The sequence below is a fragment of the Williamsia sp. D3 genome, assembly GCF_000506245.1.
Taxonomy (GTDB): Bacteria; Actinomycetota; Actinomycetes; order Mycobacteriales; family Mycobacteriaceae; genus Williamsia; species Williamsia muralis.
Window position 1 is genome coordinate 209,508 of sequence record NZ_AYTE01000018.1, and the last position, 18,463, is coordinate 227,970.

The window sequence follows — 18,463 nt, forward strand, 5'->3', positions numbered from 1 at the left end:
CAAGTATCTTCTCTGCGCCTCGACGGTGCGGGCAATTCGCAAAGCCGCCGTAGCTCGGACTGCCGCCCGCGTAGTTCTTTATGCTCTGTTCGGATGCGCCGGGTGAACGTCATGCCGGGTATTGGACGCGAGGAGGCGCCGTGATGGCCGACAGGTTTGACGTCATTGTGGTCGGGGGCGGGCTGGCCGGGCTGGTCGCAACCCATGAACTGGTGAAGGCCGGCAAGCGCGTGGCCGTGCTGGAACAGGAGAACGAACAGAACCTGGGTGGGCAGGCTTTCTGGTCTCTGGGTGGTCTGTTCTTCGTCGATTCGCCCGAGCAGCGCAGACTCGGTATCAAGGATTCGGTCGAACTGGCCCGGCAGGACTGGTCCGGTTCCGCCGGATTCGACCGTGACCGTGAGGACCACTGGCCGCGGCAATGGGCCGAGGCCTACGTGAACTTCGCCGCCGGCGAAAAGCGTTCGTATCTACACGATCTGGGCCTGCGGGTGATGGCGACCGTCGGTTGGGCCGAGCGTGGCTCCGGTCTCGCTGCCGGCCACGGCAACTCTGTCCCGCGATTCCACATCACCTGGGGGACGGGCCCGGAGGTGGTCCGGGTGTTCCGCGAACCGGTTCTCGACGGTGCTGCCAAGGGTCTGGTCACCATCAAGTACCGGCATCAGGTGGACGAGCTCATCGTGGAGAACGGGGCGGCAGTCGGCGTCCGGGGATCTGTCCTGGTGCCCTCGACCCAGCGGCGAGGGGTGTCGTCGAGTCGTGAAGTCGCCGCCGAGTTCGAACTCCGTGCCGAAGCTGTGGTCGTCACTTCAGGAGGCATCGGCGGCAACTTCGACCTCGTGAAGAAGAACTGGCCGGTAGACCGTCTCGGGCCTGCCCCAGCACACATGATCACCGGCGTACCCGCGCACGTGGACGGTCGAATGCTCGAGATCACCCAGAACGCCGGCGGCAACATCGTCAACAGCGACCGCATGTGGCACTACCCCGAGGGAATCAAGAACTGGGACCCGATCTGGCCCAACCACGCCATTCGGATCATCCCGGGCCCGTCGTCACTGTGGCTCGACGCCACGGGCAAACGGCTACCGGTTCCGAACTTCCCCGGTTTCGACTCGTTGGGCACACTGGGAACGATCACTCGCGGCGGCCACGACTTCACCTGGTTCATCCTGACCCAGGCGATCATCGAAAAAGAGTTTGCCCTGTCGGGTTCGGAGCAGAACCCGGACTTCACCGGAAAAGACATCAAGCTTCTCCTTCAGCGCGTCCGCAAAGGCGCAACGGGTCCGGTCGAGGCCTTCAAGGAGCACGGCATCGACTTTGTCGTCCGCGACAATCTCCGCGATCTGGTGGCCGGGATGAACGAGATCACCACAGGTCCGCAGCTCGACTTCGCGAGCATCGAAGCCGAAGTGGTGGCCCGCGACCGCGAACTGGACAACAAATACACCAAGGACATGCAGATCATGGCGATCCGCAATGCCCGAAACTATCTCAGTGACAAGATCATCCGGGTGGCACGGCCTCACAAGTTGCAAGACCCGAAATACGGCCCGTTGATTGCCGTCCGCCTGCATCTGGTGACCCGAAAGACGTTGGGTGGGCTGGAGACCGATCTCGATGCGAAGGTGATCCGGCCGTCCGGTGAGCCGTTCGAAGGTCTGTATGCAGCCGGCGAGGTCGCGGGTTTCGGTGGCGGCGGGGTACACGGCTACAACGCGCTGGAGGGCACTTTCCTCGGTGGCTGCATCTTCTCCGGCCGGGCGGCCGGACGCGCACTCGCCCGCGACCTCGGCTGAGGCCCCGCTACCTCGGTTGGGGCGGAGTACCGAGCGGCTCAGTCGCCCACGGGAGTGCTTGCCGCCAACGCTTCCTCGTGTGCCCGAGGCCGGGCCACCCTGGCACGGACATCGATCCGGTAAGAGATGATGGCCAGGGTGAACAGCCCGACAGACAGGTTCACCAGAGCGGCGAATCCTTCGGTAGCAAAATCGACCAACGCATTGAGCATCGTGAAGGTGAGTGCGCCGTACCGCAGGAAATGCAGCGGCCACATCTTGTCGGTTCTACGCAGCATCACCATCGCCGGGAGTGAAAAAGCGAGCGTGACGGTCGAACTCAGGAGAAGGATGGCGGTGGCCATGCTCATGCCCGCCAACTCGAACGTCACGTTGTCGTCGTCCAGGTAGATCCCGTTCATCGCGATGCCGAGAAGCCCGAAGCCGAACGCCAGCGCCGCGGTCACGGTCATCAGCCAACCGACGATCGGCAGCCATCGCGGACTTCGGAACCACGATGGGATCAAGCGGGGAGCCCACTGCGACAGCGCATACAACCGCGCAGATGCGATGCCCGATGTCAGCAGAAGGCTACGAATGTGTTCCGCCGCAACCTTGTCGTAGCCCATCTCCTCGGCTTCTTCGACCAGGCGCAGCGCGAGCTCCCGCCGGTGCGGGGCCAGACCTCGGGCAACGCCGTCGGCCGCGATGGAAGCTGCTGACGACACCTTCTCGTGAGCGCTCAGAGGTCGAACCTCTCGTAGGACCCGACCGACGATCAGAACGAAAACGACCAGTACATACATGATCTCGGCGGAAGGTCCGTAAAAGTAGTCGTTGTCCTTGGTGACGAACTTGCCCACCTCGTCGAGGAACAGACCGAAGCCGATACCGCCGAGGACAACACAGAACAATCGGGCGCCGAACCCCAGCAGCCACCAACTGATCAGCAGCGACAGCATCATGAACGCTCCGCCGTAGAGCGCGTGGGCGATGTGTAGATTCCCGCCCCCGACTTGCGGATAGTCGGTGATCCACAAGTAGCCCCGGGTGAGAAGAATGGTGGTGATCGCGATGATCATGAACGCCTCTGCCGAACTGAAACCCACGGCGTTCCGAGTGAAGAAGCCGAGGCGGGACGATCGGTTGGATGAACGTGTCACGTCGCTCCTCGTGGTTAAACCGGGCAATCCGGCTGTGCGCAAGAATTGTACGGCGGCCGGTTCTCGGAGGATCGGGTTCGTATCGAACACCGCGTGAGGCGGCTCGATCGCCGTTACGCTCAGCAAATGAAACAACTCATCCGGTCTGTGACCGCAGTTCTGCTGGTGACGGCGGCATTGTTCGTCGGCGCGGCCACTGCCACGGCGACGCCCAGCAAAGACATTTCGGCGAAGACTTTCGCCGATTTCGAGATTCCCGCCGAATTGATCCCGTTCATCCCGGCCGGTGTCCACGTGGTGGCACGTGAGATCACCATCGCTCCGGGCGGGACCACCGGGTGGCACTACCACGACGGACCGGTTGTCGGATTCGTCGGTGCGGGCACCCTGACACATCCGGGTCCCGATTGTGTTCCCCACATCTTCCGTACGGGCGATTTCATCAACGAACCCAGTGGGGTCGCCAACACCCACGTCGGACGTAACCTCGGCACTGTTCCCGTGGTCCTGTACGTCGCCTATCTGGAGCCCTTGGGTGACCCGCTCTTCGAGGACGCGCCCGCCCCCGCGTGTGACGTCGCCGCCGGGTGACTCGCCTACGATCGCAGAGATGGACGTAGCCCAGAAAGTTGCTGTTGTCACCGGCGGTGGAGCCGGAATCGGCGCGGCCCTCAGTCGTGCTCTGGCAGAGGCCGGTAGCCGGGTTGTGGTCGCAGACCTCAACGCGGGCAAGGCAGAGGCCGTTGCCGACGAGATCAACGCTTCGCATGATGGTCGTGCTGTCGCGGAGGGCGGAGATGTCGCGGATGAAGGTGTGCTCCAGCGGATTGTCGACCGCGCCGAGAGTGAGTTCGGGCCGGTGGACATCTTCTTCGCGAACGCCGGGACCACCGCCGGACTGGGCCTGGACACTCCCGACGACCTGTGGGACATCGCCCTCGAGGTGAACGTCATGGCCCACGTCCGCGCCGCGCGGTTGCTCGTTCCGCGATGGATCGAGCGTGGCGGCGGATATTTCGTGTCGACGGCGTCTGCGGCAGGTCTGCTGACACAGATCGGTTCGGCCACGTACTCGGTCTCCAAGCACGCTGCAGTGGGCTTTGCCGAGTGGCTCTCGGTCACCTACGGCGACCAGGGTGTGAAAGTGAGTTGTCTGTGCCCGATGGGAGTGGAGACCGAGTTGCTCCGCTCAGGGTTCGAGACCGACCAGCCGGGCGCCTCGGTCGCCGCCAGCGCGGTGACCGGCGCGGGTGCGGTACTTCAACCGGCAGACGTGGCGGTCCAGGTTCTCGCCGCGGTCGACCAGGAAAACTTCTTGATTCTCCCGCATCCGGAAGTACTGGACTTCTACCGTAACAAGGGGTCGGATTACGACCGTTGGATTTCCGGGATGCGTCGTTATCAGCGTCATCTGCTCTCGGATTCCTGACGATCCGAACCAGCCGGCCTTCGACTCGGGCGATCAGGTCCGCCCGAGACATCTCACTCGAAACAGGACTCATCACATGGATTTCGCTTACTCCGACCGATGCCTCGAATACCGAGATCGCCTTCTCGATTTCATGACGGGGCACGTGTATCCGGCGGAGGAGATCTACGCCAAGCAGATGGCCGAATCCGGCAATCCGCATTTCGACCCGCCGATCATCGAAGAACTCAAGACCGAGGCGAAAGAACGCGGGCTGTGGAATCTCTTCCATCCCGATCCCCGCTACGGCGCAGGTCTGACCAACTCGGAGTACGCGCCACTCGCCGAGATCATGGGTCGAAGTGCTGCACTGGCACCGGAGGCAACCAACTGTTCGGCTCCGGACACCGGGAACATGGAAGTGCTGTCACTGTTCGGCAGTGATGAACACAAAGAGCGCTGGCTGACGCCACTCCTCGAGGGCACGATCCGGTCCGCGTTTGCGATGACCGAACCGGCGGTCGCCAGCTCCGACGCGACAAACATCCAGATGAGCATGACCCGGTCGGGGGACGAGTGGATCCTCAACGGCCGAAAGTGGTGGACGTCGAACGCATTACATCCCAACTGCAAGGTCCTGATCGTGATGGGGAAGACCGATCCCGACGCGGCAGCTCACGCGCAGCAATCGATGATGGTGGTCCCGATCGACGCTCCAGGTGTCAGCGTGATCCGCAACCTGCCGGTGTTCGGTTACCAGGACAGGGAGGGACACGCCGAAGTTCTCTTCGAGGACGTGCGCGTGCCCGACAGCGATGTCCTGGCCGGGGCCGGCGCAGGTTTCATGATCGGGCAGGCCCGCCTCGGTCCGGGACGGATACACCACTGCATGCGAGCGATCGGGATGGCCGAACGCGCACTGGAGTTGATGTGTGAGCGGGCTTCCTCGCGTATCGCATTCGGTAAGCCGCTCGCCGCCCAGGCGAACATCCAGGATTGGATCGCCGAGGCACGCATCGACATCGAGATGAATCGTTTGCTCACCCTCAAAGCGGCGTGGTTGATGGACACGGTGGGGAACAAACAAGCGCGCACCGAGATCGCTGCCATCAAGGTCGCCGCACCAAACATGGCGCTCAAGATCGTCGACCGGGCGATACAGGTCCACGGAGGGGGAGGGGTGTCCGACGACTTCCCACTCGCCAGCATGTACGCGCACCTGCGCGCGCTTCGTCTGGCCGACGGTCCCGACGAGGTGCACAAGCGGACCATCGCGCGCCAGGAGCTCGGGCCTTACCGTAAGACGGAGGCGAAGGCATGAGTACGGCCGTCGGGATCGACACCGATCTCGTCACCGAATGGATCGTCGGTCTCGACATCGGAGCTGTTGCCCCGCTGTCGTTTTCGCGTATCGGCAATGGTCAATCGAATCTGACGTACCGCGTCGGGGACGCCGGTGGCCGCCACTGGGTTCTCCGCCGCCCGCCATTGGGAGCGCTCCTGGCATCGGCACATGACGTGCTGCGCGAACACCGGATCATGTCTGCACTGCAGGACACCCCGGTGCCGGTGCCGAAGATGATCGCCACCACCAGTGATCCGGCTGTCACTGACGCCCCGCTTGTGTTGATGGGTTATGTCGACGGGGTTGTGGTCGACGATGTGGCGGTGGCTTCGGAACTGTCGCCCGAACGGCGGCGAGCCATCGGGTTGAGTCTGCCGCGGGCACTGGGCACCGTTCATTCGGTCGACCTCGCCAAGGTCGGTCTCGACGATTTGGCGAGCAAGAAGCCGTTTGCGGCCCGACAACTCAAGCGCTGGTCGGCGCAATGGGAACACTCCAAGACCCAGGACATCGCCGAGATCACCGAGGTCGCCCAGGCGCTTGCCGCGCAGGCCCCTGATCAGTCCGAGGTGACACTCGTGCACGGCGACTACTACATGAGCAACGTGATCACCGGGGCCGACAACGGTGAAGTGATCGGCATCGTGGACTGGGAGCTGTGCACGCTCGGTGAACCGCTCGCCGACCTGGGCAACCTGTTGGCGTTCTGGCCGGAAGCCGGAGATGGGGTGGCCGGGCCCTTCACCGCGCCGACACTTCCGGGGTTCCCGCGGCGGGCCGACCTGATCGCCGGCTATGCCGAGGCGACGGGTCGGAACGTGACCGATGTCGGCTACTGGCACACCCTTGCCCTGTGGCGGTTGACCATCATCGCCGAGGGCGTTCGACGACGACTGATCAACGATCCACGAAATGCTTCGCGCGACGGCGGACCCACGAACAAGGTCATCGACGATCTTGTTGTCCGCACTGTGCAGGTGGGGCGCGAATCCGGAATCCTGTGATGGCAGAGACGAACCCGGCCACCGGCCAACAGGGAGGGAACCATGACGCAGAGGCATGAGCTCGCGGGTAAGACTGTTGTCGTCACGGGGGCCACATCGGGGCTGGGCAAGGAAACCGCACGGCAGTTGTATGCGCAGGGCGCCGACGTCGTCCTCGTGGCCCGAGACGAGGTGAAGGCCGCAGAAGTGGCCGGCGAGCTCGGATCGGGATCACCGGGTCAATCGCCGACCGGCAGTGTCAGTACAGCACTGGCAGACTTGTCCGATCTGGCGGATGTGCGTGCGCTGGCGACCGATCTGCAACAGCGATTCGAGCGGATCGATGTGCTGATCAACAACGCCGGCATCGACATCGGTGAGCAACGTGAGTCCAAGGACGGGTTCGAACTCACCTTTGCGGTCAACTACCTGGCGCCGTTTGTACTCAGTACGTCGCTGGCGCCCGTCATGGCGGACGCAGCCGCTGCCGGAGAGCCGTCGCGGATAGTGAACATCAGTTCGTCGGGACACCGCGGCGGTCACATCGACATCGAGGATTTGCAGGAGAAGGGCCGTAAGTTCAGTGGTCAACGCGTGTACAACAATTCGAAGTTGGCGCTGACGCTGTTCACGGCCGAACTCGCGCGCCGCAACGACCCAGCTCGATTGGTGGCGAATTGTGCCGATCCGGGATTCGTCAAGGGCACCACTCTCGGGCGTGATCTGCCGTTCGGATATCAGGTGATCGGCGTGTTGCTCACGCCGTTCATGGCGACGGTCGACAAAGGTGCTCGGTCAGCGGTGTGGGCGGCATCCGCACCCGAGGCGGGTGCCTTCACCGGCCGCTACGTCAAAGGCGGCAAGCAGATCGAGCCCAGCAAGGAGGCTCAGGCCACCGAGCTGGCCGCCCGGTTGTGGGACGCCACCGAAGGACTCATCTCCGGCACGCGATGATCATGTCCGGTCTGCCGTGACAGGCCTGGGGATCGCGGCCATCTGCCCCTGCCCGATCCAGCCGGGCACACGACGGCGGACGTCGGCGGGACCGACGATCTGGACTGTGCCGACGGAACACGCTGTCTCCCAGGAGCGGTCGCCCCGCCAGACGGCGGTGAGGTCACGGAGCTCGGCCACAACCGTGGCGGTGGTTTCGAAGCCAGGGTCGTAGTCGCAGATGTCCACCTGGCCTTGCGTCACGACCAGCCACCAGCGGTGGGCGTTGGCAGCCACGCCGCCGAGCCGGAAGGCTATCACCGTGCGGCTCGTCGGCCACACGTCTGTGGGTACTGTCCGGCGCATGTCCCACATCAGCAGGTGGGGGTCGAGGTCCTCGTCTCCGAGCTCGCCGATCCAGCGGATGCCCCAGGCGCCCAGGGCCTCGACCACCGACGACAGCTCCCTTCCGCTTGCAGTCATCGCGTAGCTCGTCCGCCCGCCGGCAACGTGGCGTTCGACGACGCCCGCGTGCTCGAGCGTACGCAACCGCTTGGAGAGCAGTGCAGGTGACATCCGCGGTACACCGCGCCGCAATTCATTGAAATGTGTACTGCCGGCGAGTAACTCACGGACAACGAGCAGAGTCCATCGTTCGTCGAGTACTTCCATCGCCTTCGCGACAGGACAGAACTGGCCGTATCCGGACATCAACCCTCCTCTGGATCACTCCAGCCAGTACACACCTCGTCTCGGCCACTGACCAGTACAAACTCTGTACTGGATCGGTTCAGATCCAGCACTGGACTGCTGGTGGGCCACGGTCGGACTCTGAGATGAACCGATCCCGCAAGAGATGAGGAACATGCCATGGCCACCGACACCACCAGAACCACGTCAGGCTCCACCACAGACGAGCTCAAGATGCGGCACCGCGCGATGTGGGCGTCGGGTGACTACCCGGCGGTCGCCACGGAGGTGATCTCCGCTCTCGGTGAGATCCTGGTGGCCGAACTCCACCTGCAGCGCGGCGACCGTGTGCTCGACGTAGCGGCCGGCTCGGGCAACGCGTCCGTACCGGCAGCCCGGACCGGAGCCGAGGTGATGGCGGCGGACCTTGCCCCCGAGCTGTTCGACGCCGGTCGTGCGTTTGCCGCCGAGCAGGGCGTACAGCTGTCCTGGCAGGAAGCCGACGCCGAGGCTCTTCCCTTTGCCGACAACAGTTTTGACGTGGTTATGTCGTGCGTGGGCGTGATGTTCGCTCCTGATCACCAGCGATCTGCCGCTGAACTGATCCGGGTCTGCCGCTCGGGAGGGCGTATCGGGTTGATCAGCTGGACGCCCGGCGGGTTCGTCGGCCGGATGTTCGCGACCATGAAGCCGTACGCACCCGCGCCACAACCGGGGGCGCAGCCTCCACCGCTGTGGGGCGACGAAACCCACGTCCGCGAACTGTTCGGCGACCATGCGGACATCACTGCCGAGCGGAGGACACTCTCCGTCGACCGCTTTGAGAGTCCTGAAGAGTTCCGCCGCTTCTTCAAGACGACGTACGGACCCACCATCGCGGTGTACAACGCGAACGCGGGGGACCCCGCGGCCGTCGCAGCACTCGACGACGGTCTGGACGATCTCGCCCGCGCTGCGATGAACCACGACGGCGTGATGGAGTGGGAATACCTGTTGGTCACAGCAACTGTGAGATGACCGTTGGTCACTCGCTCAGTTGGTCGACAGTCTTGGTTGATCCCTCGGTGATGATGTCGAGTATCTGGCGATAGGCGGCGGAGTTCGAGCTCACGATCGAACCGTGATCCTCGCCGTCGATCAACACCACACGACCACTGCCGTTCTCGTTCTTCAGCGCAGTGACGTACCGCTGCGACAGCGAGGGGAGTACCACTGTGTCCCGGGTGCCGTGGACCGCGATCACCGGAGTTCCGGGATCCAGATTCTGGATCGGGTCCACCGACGCGTAACGCTCCGGTACCTGCCCGGGAGTTCCGCCGAGGGCCGCGACGATCCGGTCATCGCCGTTGCGAACTGCCTGCACCATGTCCAGCGGACCGGCCAAGGAGACCACCCTGGTGGGCCGGAACTTCGGATTGCCACCGACCTCGGTGGGATCCAGTTTGTGTCGTGTCCCGCCCCAGACCGCCAGCTGGGCTCCGGCGCTGTGTCCGACTACCAGTGCGTCGGTGGTCTCCAATTGGGGGAACCTCTTGTCGATCGCGATGACATTGTCGAGGGCCTGCGAAACGTCCTCGAATGTGGTCGGCCAACCCCCGCCTGAACCCAGCCGGCGATATTCGATGTTGTACACCGCCATTCCCCGTGCAGCGAGGTCACGGGCGAAGGGATCAAAGAGATCAGCACCCAGTTGGGACTGCCATGCGCCGCCGTGGATCAAGACGACCAGCCGGGTCGAATCCACCGCCTGCGGTCCGGCGGGCAGATAGAGATCACCCCAGTTCTGCTCCGGGTCCGTTCCGTCCAGAGTCGGGTAGTCGATCCGGGTCACCGTGACCTCGTCGGAGACCGAGGGCCCGGCGCTCGCGGCGGACGACTGGGCAACCACTGGTCCGGCGTCGCCCCCATCGTCCGAACAGCCGGCGATCAGGCCGGTCAAGGCGGCCAGTGAACCGAGCAGGGCAAAAATGCGGTGTCGTCGCATCGGGAGACCTTCCTTGGTGTTCAGGCAGTGGGGTGCAGTCAGCTGTCGGCGTCGACGGCAACCGGTGCCATCTTTCGCCATGGCGCCAACACTGCCGGATCCTGCAGTTCCATCCACGCGATCACGTCTTGATAGGTGGCACAGATCGTTTCGGGTTTCACACATGCCTCGCGCATGAAATCAGCTGTTGCGGGGTTGAACGCGTTCCCGCTCCAATCATTGAAGTGATTGGCGATGACCAACGGGGCCCGGTTGCCTTCATAGGCGCGCCGGAACATGTAGTCGTAGGACTCCTTGACGATACGGCGGATCTTCGGTGCGCTCGCGGGGCTGTCCTTGGCCTGGTTGAACGTGAACCAGTAGTTGTAGTCGAGCGCGGTCTGTCTGTGATTGAGCGGTGGTGACCACGTGTACGGGATGGGGAACTCCCAGATGCTGCCGACCTTCGTCGGCCAGTAGATGCCCGGTTGCCGGGCCGCCTTCGACGAATCCCACGTCATGTCGTGCGCTCCCAAGGCCGGGAACAGTTGCCCCATACCGCCTTCGAGGCAGGGCGTACGCCCGCCTTTGACGGCGTCGGGCCCGAAAGCGAGATCGGGTGTGTTCCGGATGTTGTTGAGCGACTTCCACTCGGTCATCAGCCGGAAGAACTGATCGAGTTCGTGGTTCCATTCCGCGGTGGTCCAATCGCGGCCGGGGTTCTTTGTGCCGGCACAGAAATGGCCGACGTAATGGGTGCCCATCTCATGACCGGCGAACCACGTGCGATTGAGATAATCGACCTGCTCGATGACTTCCTTCTCGGTGCCTCCGAAAGCCAACGACGACTCTCCGGCCGCGTAACCGGGGCCGGTGTATTTCTTCTTGTTCTTGTCGGTGAGGAAGTACAAGCCGGTCATCAAGGCCGTGAAGCGTGCATCGACCTCGCTCGCGGTGTCCAGGAACAGATCCCAGTTTTCTGATACGCCGACACCGTCGAAGGAAAACAACACGAACTGGGGCGGTTTGGCGTTCGGCGAAAGTCGTTCCATCGCAACGTTGCTCTCGAGTCGAGCCGGAGCGGGCGGAGGCGTCGAGACGGGTTCGGAGGTGGAGTCGACCGGTCGCACGGCGACACTTGCGGGCCCGTCCCCATCACCCCCGGTTCCACAGGCGGCCAGGATCACAGCGGCGACAGCCAGAGAGAGCGATCGACGGACGTGATGCTCTATGCGCCGCAACTGCAACGTATTCACCTTTCGCGCGGCCATCGGCCGCCCGAGCGCTGCCTTGACTCGCGCGGAGCTTAACAGTTCGGCAGGCCAACGGCCTGACGAATCGCCGTCGGCCGCAGCGGCGTCCGTACCCCGGGAACCATGGTCACGTGTGAGATCGCCGCAGGTGGGTACATCGGATCCGTAAGATCGACAACCGGCCGAGACAGCGGCACTGCCGCTTCGCGCGGGTCGAGTCCCGACCCGCAGGCCTGCCGAGAGCACTGGAGGGGTTCGTGGCTACAACGCATGAAACAACCGCGTCGACGGAAGATGTGTGGCGTGTACTCGCAGACGGCTGGTCGTATGCCAATTGGGTTGTCGGGTCGTCACGGATACGTGCCGTCGATGCGAACTGGCCGCAACCGGGAAGCAACATCGCTCATTCGGTTGGGCTGTGGCCCGTCCTGCTCAACGACCGGACGGAGTCGGTGGGTATGGAGGAAGGGCGCGAGCTGCGATTGATCGCGCGGGCTCTGCCCTTCGGCAAGGCCGAGATCATCCTGCGCCTGCACGAGATCCCGCAAGGATGCCGCATCGAGATGATCGAGCACGCGGCGAACCCGCCGTGGTCACTGATGCCCGACCAGATCCAGCACTTGGCGGTTCATCCGAGGAACTCGGAAGCTCTGCGGCGTCTGGCGTTGCTCGCCGAGCGGTCGCGAAAAGCGGAGTAGCAGAAAAAAGCTGCATCCAACGGTGTGTCCGTTGGATGCAGCAAGGTCCGCCGGCCGTTTCGGCCGCGCGAGGTCAGTCGCGTGACCTGGTCCCGTCGGTCTGGTCGAAGAATCGCCAGTCTCCGTCGACGTTGACCTCCATACGGAAACCGAGCTGTCCTGATGGCACCTCGCGATTCTTGAACCACTCGTAGGCGTCTTCGGCGTTGTTGAATTCGACCTTGTCGACAACATCCTCGTCTGGATTGAGAACTCGATACTCCGCCATGTCTCCCTCTCGTCGCCGTACTCGCCCGAGGCTGCTGCCCGGGCCGTCAGCCGGATACCCGCCAGTTCGCAGCGCTACACATCGCGGTGCGTGACGTTCGACTCCTCACGAGCGCGCCGCGGCGGCGGTACCGACTGCGGCGACGACCTCGGTCAGCCGGCTCAGGTCGGGGATCACCGCATCGGCGATCGACGGGTCGTCCCTCTGGCCGAGCCTGTTGATCCACACCCGGGGGATGCCGAGAGCATGAGCCGGGATGATGTCGTGGAAGTAGCCCTGCGCGACGTGGACCCACTGACCGGGTCCGGGGGCGAAGGTCTGGGCGAACCTTTCGAAGTGCGGATGGGCCGGCTTGTACGAACCCACGTCCTCGGCGGTGATGACCGCATCGACAGGAGTCCCGAGGCGGCGCTGCGCTGCGCCGATGATGTCGCGGTCGCAATTGGTCAGCAGGGCCAGGCGCCACCCCGATGCCCGCAGGCGGGCCAGCTCGGATGCTGTGTCGTGAAAGGGCGGCCAGTAGGCGATACCCGTGGCCAGCACGTCGGCGTCGTCGGCCCTGAGGACAAGTCCGGCTTCGTCGGCGGTCCGACGAAACGCCTCGGTCAACACATCGCGGTAGCGCATCTCCGGGTACTGGGCCTGGACCTGCGGTTCGTGCCGGTTGAATGTGTCGAGGAGGTCCGCGCCGCGGCCCGGGAAGACCAGCTCCATCCCGGTCGAGATCCCGTGACGCCAGTCGATCAACGTGCCGTAACAGTCGAACGTCGCCCAGCGGATGTCAGTCATGGCCGGCAGCTCGATGGTGTGTTCGCAACGGCATGAGGGAATGTTATCCGCGCGTCGCTGCCGGGGTCGGGTGCAGCCGGACCAGTATCCGTGGAAGCTGTACGGCCACGGCGCAGATCAGGCTCGACCAGAAGAGTTCGCGCATGCGCCCGCGATCAACATGCCCACCATCTCGGTGGCCTTGTCGGGTTGCGGAGGGTCGCCGGTGATCATGTCACTCCAGATGAACGATTCACCCAGGCGGACGACTGCATACGCGAGACCGGAAGTGTCCGGGTACCGCGAGAGTTCGGGCATGGCGGCCAGCTTGCCGACAGTCCATTCGATCAACCTGCCCTGCACCACGCTGTACCGCGAGGTGAGGACCCGCAGCGCATATTCGGGGTCATCCGCGACGAACCGTTCGAGCGGTTGGTAATTACGAACGGTCTCGGCGAGAAAACCGAAGTTGCTGACGAACCTGTCGGCATCGAGCTCTCCACCTCGCGCCTCGACTCGTTCGATGGCGTCGATGAGTATTCGCCACACCACTTCGCCGAGAACCACTTCCCGGCCCGCGAACCATCGGTAGATCGTTGCACGGCCGATCTTCAGATCGCGGGACAGCGCCTGTATGTCGACCCGCCTGCCGGCGAGGAACCAGTCGTGAGCGAGGTCGATCACGTCGTCGCGGTGGACGCGCGACGGTCGGGGTGACCGGCTGTTGACGGCCTGGTGAGACATAAGTAGATTTTGTCTCCGACCGGTCCTCCGGTCAATCAGCACACCGCTTCAGGAGCGCACATGGATTTGCAATGGTCGGCCGCCGATTCGGAGTTTCGAGACGAGGTGCGCGCTTTCCTCGATGAGAAGTTGACCCCGGACCTGCGCCGGGCCGGTCGTCTGATGACCAGCGTCTACTCCGACCACGAGGCGAGCATGGAGTGGCAGCGAATCCTGCACGAGCGGGGCTGGGCGGCGCCTGCGTGGCCGGTCGAGTACGGCGGCTGCGACTGGACCCTCACCCAGCACTACATCTTCAGTCGCGAGTCCATCATCGCCGGGGCACCGTCGTTGTCTCCCATGGGGATTCGAATGGTTGCCCACGCCATTATCGCCTTCGGCACCCAGGAACAGAAAGACTACTATCTGCCAGGGATCCTCACCGGCGAGGTCTTCTTCTGCCAGGGATATTCTGAACCCGAGGCCGGTTCGGATCTTGCGTCCCTCTCGATGGCGGCGAAGGACGACGGCGATGACCTGGTCTGCACCGGTAGCAAGATCTGGACAACCCATGCCACCGAGGCGAACTGGATGTTCTGCCTCGTTCGCACATCCCGGCAGCAGAAGAAGCAGCAGGGCATCACCTTCGTGTTGATCGACATGAACTCGCCGGGCATCGAAGTACGGCCGCTCGTGATGACATCGGGCGAGCAGGTCCAGAACCAGGTGTTCTTCGACAATGTGCGGGTGCCCAAGGCAAACGTGCTCGGAAAGATCGATGACGGCTGGACCGTGGCGAAGTATCTCCTCGTGTTCGAACGAGGCGGGGGTGCCGCCGCCCCGGCGTTGCAGGTGATGGCGGAGTCGCTGGCCACCTCGGCGGCGTCGCAGCCGGGGCCCGGCGGACGCCCGCTCATCGACGATCCCGCGTTCTCTGCCAAGCTGACCGAAGCCCGCATTCGCACAAAGGTCCTCGAGATCCTGGAATACCGAACGCTGTCGGCGATGGCGTCGGGCAAAGATCCGGGCCCTGCCTCGTCGATGCTCAAAGTGCTTGCGACCGAGCTCAGCCAGAAGCTCACCGAACTCACCCTGGAGGCCACCGGTACACGCGGACGGGTCTACCAACCGCACGCGACCAAGCCTGGTGGTCCGATCTCCGAGTTCACCGAGCCCGCGGACGGTTACGTCAGCGGTGAACCGTGGGAGGCTGTCGCGCCACTGCGTTACTTCAACGACCGCGCAGGCTCGATCTACGCCGGTAGCAACGAAATCCAGCGAAACATTCTCGCAAAAGCAGCATTGGGGCTCTGATGGACTTCAACTTGACCAAAGAGCAAGAACTGCTCCGCGATGGCCTCGCCAAGTTCCTGGCCAACCGTTACGACCTGGAGAAGAGTCGGGCGGCCGCCAAGACCGGGGCAGGATGGCAGCCGTCGATCTGGCGAGCCTTCGCCGACGAACTCGGAATCCTCGGTGCGACCCTTCCGGAGGAAGCCGGTGGAATCGGCGGTGGGCCGGTCGAATTGATGATCGTCACCGAAGCACTCGGCCAGGCGCTTGTTGTCGAGCCCTTCGTGGACACCGTTGTCTTCGGCGGCGGTCTGTTGCAACGGGCGGGCGGGGAGCGCGCCACGGCCGTTCTCGAGAAACTCGTCGCGGGCGATGCGATCACGGCGTTCGCTGCCACCGAACCCACATCGGGTCCTGACTTCTATGACGTGTCGACGATCGCCCGTAGACACGGCGACGAGTGGGTGCTCGACGGCACGAAAGTGGTTGTCAGCAGTGCGCCCCTCGCCGGTCATCTGCTTGTCACGGCCCGGACTGCGGGCGGGCGACGCGACACCTCGGGGATCTCGTTGTTCCTGGTCGATGTCGATGTCGACAACCCTCCTGAAGGTTTGGCCGTTCACGCCTACCGCACCATCGATGACCGACGTGCGGCGGATCTCGTGTTCTCCGGGGTGCGTTTACCCGCCGATGCCCTTCTGGGCGGCGAAGGCGATGCATGGGCGTCGATCGACCGTGCAGTGGACGAGGCCACGGCTGCGGTGGCGTCCGAGGCTGTCGGGCTGATGCGAAAAGTGTTGGGAGACACTGTCGAATACGCCAAGCAGCGTCAGCAGTTCGGTCAGGCGATCGGCAGTTTTCAGGCGTTGCAGCATCGGATGGTCGACATGTACATGGAGCTCGAACAGTCGATTGCCGCGGTGTACCTCGCCATGTTGAATCTGGAGGCCGAGCCCACCGAACGCGCGCTGGCGGTGTCGGCGGCGAAAGCGACCATCGGTCGGGCGGCGCGATTCATCGGGCAGAACGCCGTTCAGTTGCACGGCGGGATGGGCATGACCGAGGAACTCGCGATCGGTCACTACTTCAAACGGCTCACGGCCATCGAGTACGAGTTCGGTTCCGCGGATATGCACATAGCGCGATACGCGGCGCTCACCAAGCCCTGACACTGCATCACTGTTCTCATCCGCACGGGGGCGCAACACCCGCCGGGCGGGCCGCGCAGGCTCGCCCGGCGGTGTCTTCGATACGGACTCGCTCGTCGGGACCGCCGACCGGGTCAGGGAGCCAGGTTGTCTATTCGCTGTGCCAACATCACGTCGAGGCTCGTGATTCCGCCCGCCGAATGCGTGCTGAGGGTAAAAGTCACTGTGCGCCAACGGATATCCATATCGGGGTGATGGTTGGCCTCTTCCGCGGCCTCGGCCACCCGATTGACCAATGCGATCGCCGCCGGAAAGTCCGGGCAATCGATCGTCTGAGTCAACGATTGGCCCTTACGTTGCCATTTGGGTAGATCGGCGAGTGCGGCGGTGATGTTGGATTCCGTCAGCAATGCGGTCATTGTCCCGATGTTCCCACCATCAGGCCATCGCTACAATCGTCATCGGCGCATCGGTGGATATCCGCCGGTCACCGGCCGACGACCGGCCGGACGTCAGGGGGAGTGGTCGAGCGATCACAGCACTGTGCGGCCGCTGTCACCGCGACCTGTTCGGGATGGTGTCCGTGATTGCGGATACCGATGCCCGCCACCACGCCGCCGACGATGAACAGGGCCGCGGTCACCACCAGAACACGGTGGAATGACGCGGTGTCCAGCGTGCCGCCCACGATGATCCCGGTGCAGGCAACAGCGATCAGTCCGGCGATCCGTGAGATCGCGTTGTTCAACGCCGAGCCGATCCCGCTGTGTTGCCGATCGATCGATGCGAGGACGGCCGAGGTCAGCGGCGTGACGGTGATCGACAGGCCGAGCCCGAAGAGCACGAGCCCGGGGAGCATCTGTGTCCAGAAATCGAAATCGTCGACAGTGGTGAGCATGAGCAGGTAACCGCATCCGGCGACGATCGGTCCGGACGCCATGAACACGCGGGGCCCGTATCGTGCCGACAGCGCTCCCACCGGCCGGGCGATGAAGAACGAGAGCAGCGGGACCGGCAACGTCGCGAGCCCGGCCATCAATGCCGAGAAGCCCGCGACCTCTTGCAGGAACAGAGCCGTCACCAGCGTGCCCATCGACAATCCGGCGTAGATGAACGTCGTCGAGAGATTGCCGATACCGAAGTTCCTGACCGCGAACATTTTCGCTGGGATCATCGGATGGTCGGTGTGCGTTTCGCGCCAGCCCAGCCCGGCCAGGCACAACAGTCCGAGTGCCAAGGCTGCAGCCACGGCGGGGTTGCTCAGACCGAGACGTTGCTGCTCGATGAGGGCGTAGACGGTTCCGGCGAGACCCCCGGCCGTCAGCACTGCGCCTGGTACGTCGATGCGTTCGCGCGGCGTCGTCCGAGCCGGTTCGACGAGCCGCATCGACAGCACCAGGGTGATCGCCACCGGCACGACGTTGACGGCAAAGATCCACCGCCAGTTCAACGTGTCGACGAGTACACCACCGAGGAGTGGACCGATCACAAAGGCCGTGCCCGTCCATGCGGTCCATGTACCGATCGCCTTGGGCTGGTCGTCCGGGGTGAACGCCGAGTTGATCAGTGCGAGCGAACTGGGCACCAGAAGGGCCGCTCCCACACCTTGCAGCCCGCGGGCGATGATCAGGACGAGGTCGGTCGGCGCAGCCGCGCACGCGACGGATGCCAGGCCGAAGATCACGAGCCCGATCCGGAGCATCGGCAAGCGCCCGAACGCATCAGAGATCGCGCCGGCCACCAGTATCAGTGCGCCCAGGGTGAGGAGGTATGAGTCGACCACCCACTGCTGTGTGCTCAGCCCACCTCCCAGGTCGTCCGAGATGGCGGGAAGGGCGAGGTTCACCACCGATCCGTCGAGGAACGCGACAAAAGACGCGAGGATCGCGACAACCAGGACGGGACCGGGCGTGGGCCTGGAGGTGGGCGTCGCGGCGCTCACCTCCATCGCCACCCTCGAGTCGGTGCGGAACGGTGCAATCCCATGGTCGGACGGTAGCCGGTGTGCACGGCGGTGTCAGAAAGCAGTCGCCGCAGTCGCAC

19 protein-coding genes are annotated in these 18,463 nt (G+C 63.9%); 10 read left to right on the forward strand and 9 right to left on the reverse strand.

The features are described 5' to 3' along the window. Positions 1-143: 143 nt before the first annotated feature. The gene (locus W823_RS42755) at positions 144-1,805 is read left to right on the forward strand and encodes an FAD-binding dehydrogenase (protein ID WP_023958115.1); all 1,662 of its coding nucleotides are present in this window, start codon (positions 144-146) and stop codon (positions 1,803-1,805) included. Positions 1,806-1,843: 38 nt separating this feature from the next. Here W823_RS42755 and W823_RS42760 read toward each other — a convergent pair whose 3' ends face one another. After that, positions 1,844-2,947, reverse strand: coding sequence for a hypothetical protein (locus W823_RS42760; RefSeq protein WP_031332274.1), 1,104 nt, complete (start codon positions 2,945-2,947; stop codon positions 1,844-1,846). Positions 2,948-3,073: 126 nt separating this feature from the next. On the opposite strand from W823_RS42760, the gene W823_RS42765 reads away from it, so the two are divergent. The 5 genes from W823_RS42765 (at position 3,074) to W823_RS42785 (ending at position 7,637) form a co-directional block, all read left to right on the forward strand. Then, a complete protein-coding gene (locus W823_RS42765; RefSeq protein WP_023958119.1) occupies positions 3,074-3,538 on the forward strand; it encodes a cupin domain-containing protein in 465 nt (154 codons plus the stop codon). Positions 3,539-3,557: 19 nt separating this feature from the next. Beyond that, positions 3,558-4,376 (forward strand): SDR family oxidoreductase, encoded by an 819-nt coding sequence (locus W823_RS42770; RefSeq protein WP_023958121.1) that lies wholly within the window; start codon positions 3,558-3,560, stop codon positions 4,374-4,376. 76 nt (positions 4,377-4,452) lie between these two features. Continuing rightward, positions 4,453-5,676, forward strand: coding sequence for an acyl-CoA dehydrogenase family protein (locus W823_RS42775; RefSeq protein WP_023958123.1), 1,224 nt, complete (start codon positions 4,453-4,455; stop codon positions 5,674-5,676). Further along, on the forward strand, positions 5,673-6,704 hold the full coding sequence (locus W823_RS42780; protein ID WP_023958125.1) for a phosphotransferase family protein: 1,032 nt from the start codon (positions 5,673-5,675) through the stop codon (positions 6,702-6,704). Before W823_RS42775 ends, W823_RS42780 begins: the two co-directional genes overlap by 4 nt. A gap of 42 nt (positions 6,705-6,746) precedes the next feature. Beyond that, a complete protein-coding gene (locus tag W823_RS42785; RefSeq protein WP_023958127.1) occupies positions 6,747-7,637 on the forward strand; it encodes an SDR family oxidoreductase in 891 nt (296 codons plus the stop codon). Here W823_RS42785 and W823_RS42790 read toward each other — a convergent pair whose 3' ends face one another. Next, positions 7,638-8,327 carry a helix-turn-helix domain-containing protein gene (locus W823_RS42790; RefSeq protein WP_023958129.1) on the reverse strand — a complete coding sequence of 230 codons (690 nt, stop codon included), beginning with the start codon at positions 8,325-8,327 and terminating at the stop codon, positions 7,638-7,640. A 159-nt stretch (positions 8,328-8,486) separates the two neighbouring features. Here W823_RS42790 and W823_RS42795 point away from each other — a divergent pair, with 159 nt between their 5' ends. Then, positions 8,487-9,323 carry a class I SAM-dependent methyltransferase gene (locus W823_RS42795; protein WP_023958131.1) on the forward strand — a complete coding sequence of 279 codons (837 nt, stop codon included), beginning with the start codon at positions 8,487-8,489 and terminating at the stop codon, positions 9,321-9,323. A gap of 7 nt (positions 9,324-9,330) precedes the next feature. Here the strand turns inward: W823_RS42795 and W823_RS42800 are convergent, their stop codons facing one another. Together W823_RS42800 and W823_RS42805 are read right to left on the reverse strand one after the other, a co-directional pair. Further along, positions 9,331-10,290: a S9 family peptidase gene (locus W823_RS42800; RefSeq protein ID WP_023958133.1), complete on the reverse strand. Its 960-nt coding sequence runs from the start codon at positions 10,288-10,290 to the stop codon at positions 9,331-9,333. 38 nt (positions 10,291-10,328) lie between these two features. Next, positions 10,329-11,540 (reverse strand): hypothetical protein, encoded by a 1,212-nt coding sequence (locus tag W823_RS42805; protein WP_023958135.1) that lies wholly within the window; start codon positions 11,538-11,540, stop codon positions 10,329-10,331. Positions 11,541-11,779: 239 nt separating this feature from the next. Here W823_RS42805 and W823_RS0129115 point away from each other — a divergent pair, with 239 nt between their 5' ends. Beyond that, on the forward strand, positions 11,780-12,220 hold the full coding sequence (locus W823_RS0129115; RefSeq protein ID WP_031332278.1) for an SRPBCC family protein: 441 nt from the start codon (positions 11,780-11,782) through the stop codon (positions 12,218-12,220). Positions 12,221-12,293: 73 nt separating this feature from the next. Here W823_RS0129115 and W823_RS42810 read toward each other — a convergent pair whose 3' ends face one another. The 3 genes from W823_RS42810 to W823_RS0129120 form a co-directional block, all read right to left on the reverse strand. Further along, positions 12,294-12,488, reverse strand: coding sequence for a hypothetical protein (locus W823_RS42810; RefSeq protein WP_023958137.1), 195 nt, complete (start codon positions 12,486-12,488; stop codon positions 12,294-12,296). 105 nt (positions 12,489-12,593) lie between these two features. Further along, positions 12,594-13,277, reverse strand: coding sequence for an HAD family hydrolase (locus W823_RS42815; RefSeq protein ID WP_023958139.1), 684 nt, complete (start codon positions 13,275-13,277; stop codon positions 12,594-12,596). Between the two features lie 117 nt (positions 13,278-13,394). Next, the gene (locus tag W823_RS0129120) at positions 13,395-14,000 is read right to left on the reverse strand and encodes a QsdR family transcriptional regulator (RefSeq protein ID WP_023958141.1); all 606 of its coding nucleotides are present in this window, start codon (positions 13,998-14,000) and stop codon (positions 13,395-13,397) included. A 60-nt stretch (positions 14,001-14,060) separates the two neighbouring features. Between W823_RS0129120 and W823_RS42820 the strand changes: the two genes are divergently transcribed. Next, positions 14,061-15,293 carry an acyl-CoA dehydrogenase family protein gene (locus W823_RS42820; protein WP_023958143.1) on the forward strand — a complete coding sequence of 411 codons (1,233 nt, stop codon included), beginning with the start codon at positions 14,061-14,063 and terminating at the stop codon, positions 15,291-15,293. Further along, a complete protein-coding gene (locus W823_RS42825; protein ID WP_023958145.1) occupies positions 15,293-16,441 on the forward strand; it encodes an acyl-CoA dehydrogenase family protein in 1,149 nt (382 codons plus the stop codon). Before W823_RS42820 ends, W823_RS42825 begins: the two co-directional genes overlap by 1 nt. 113 nt (positions 16,442-16,554) lie before the next feature. Here the strand turns inward: W823_RS42825 and W823_RS42830 are convergent, their stop codons facing one another. Both W823_RS42830 and W823_RS42835 read right to left on the reverse strand, forming a co-directional pair. Beyond that, on the reverse strand, positions 16,555-16,839 hold the full coding sequence (locus W823_RS42830; RefSeq protein WP_023958147.1) for a 4a-hydroxytetrahydrobiopterin dehydratase: 285 nt from the start codon (positions 16,837-16,839) through the stop codon (positions 16,555-16,557). A 68-nt stretch (positions 16,840-16,907) separates the two neighbouring features. Next, positions 16,908-18,362, reverse strand: a complete 1,455-nt coding sequence (locus W823_RS42835) for an MFS transporter (protein ID WP_023958149.1) — start codon at positions 18,360-18,362, stop codon at positions 16,908-16,910. Between the last annotated feature and the right edge of the window lie 101 nt (positions 18,363-18,463).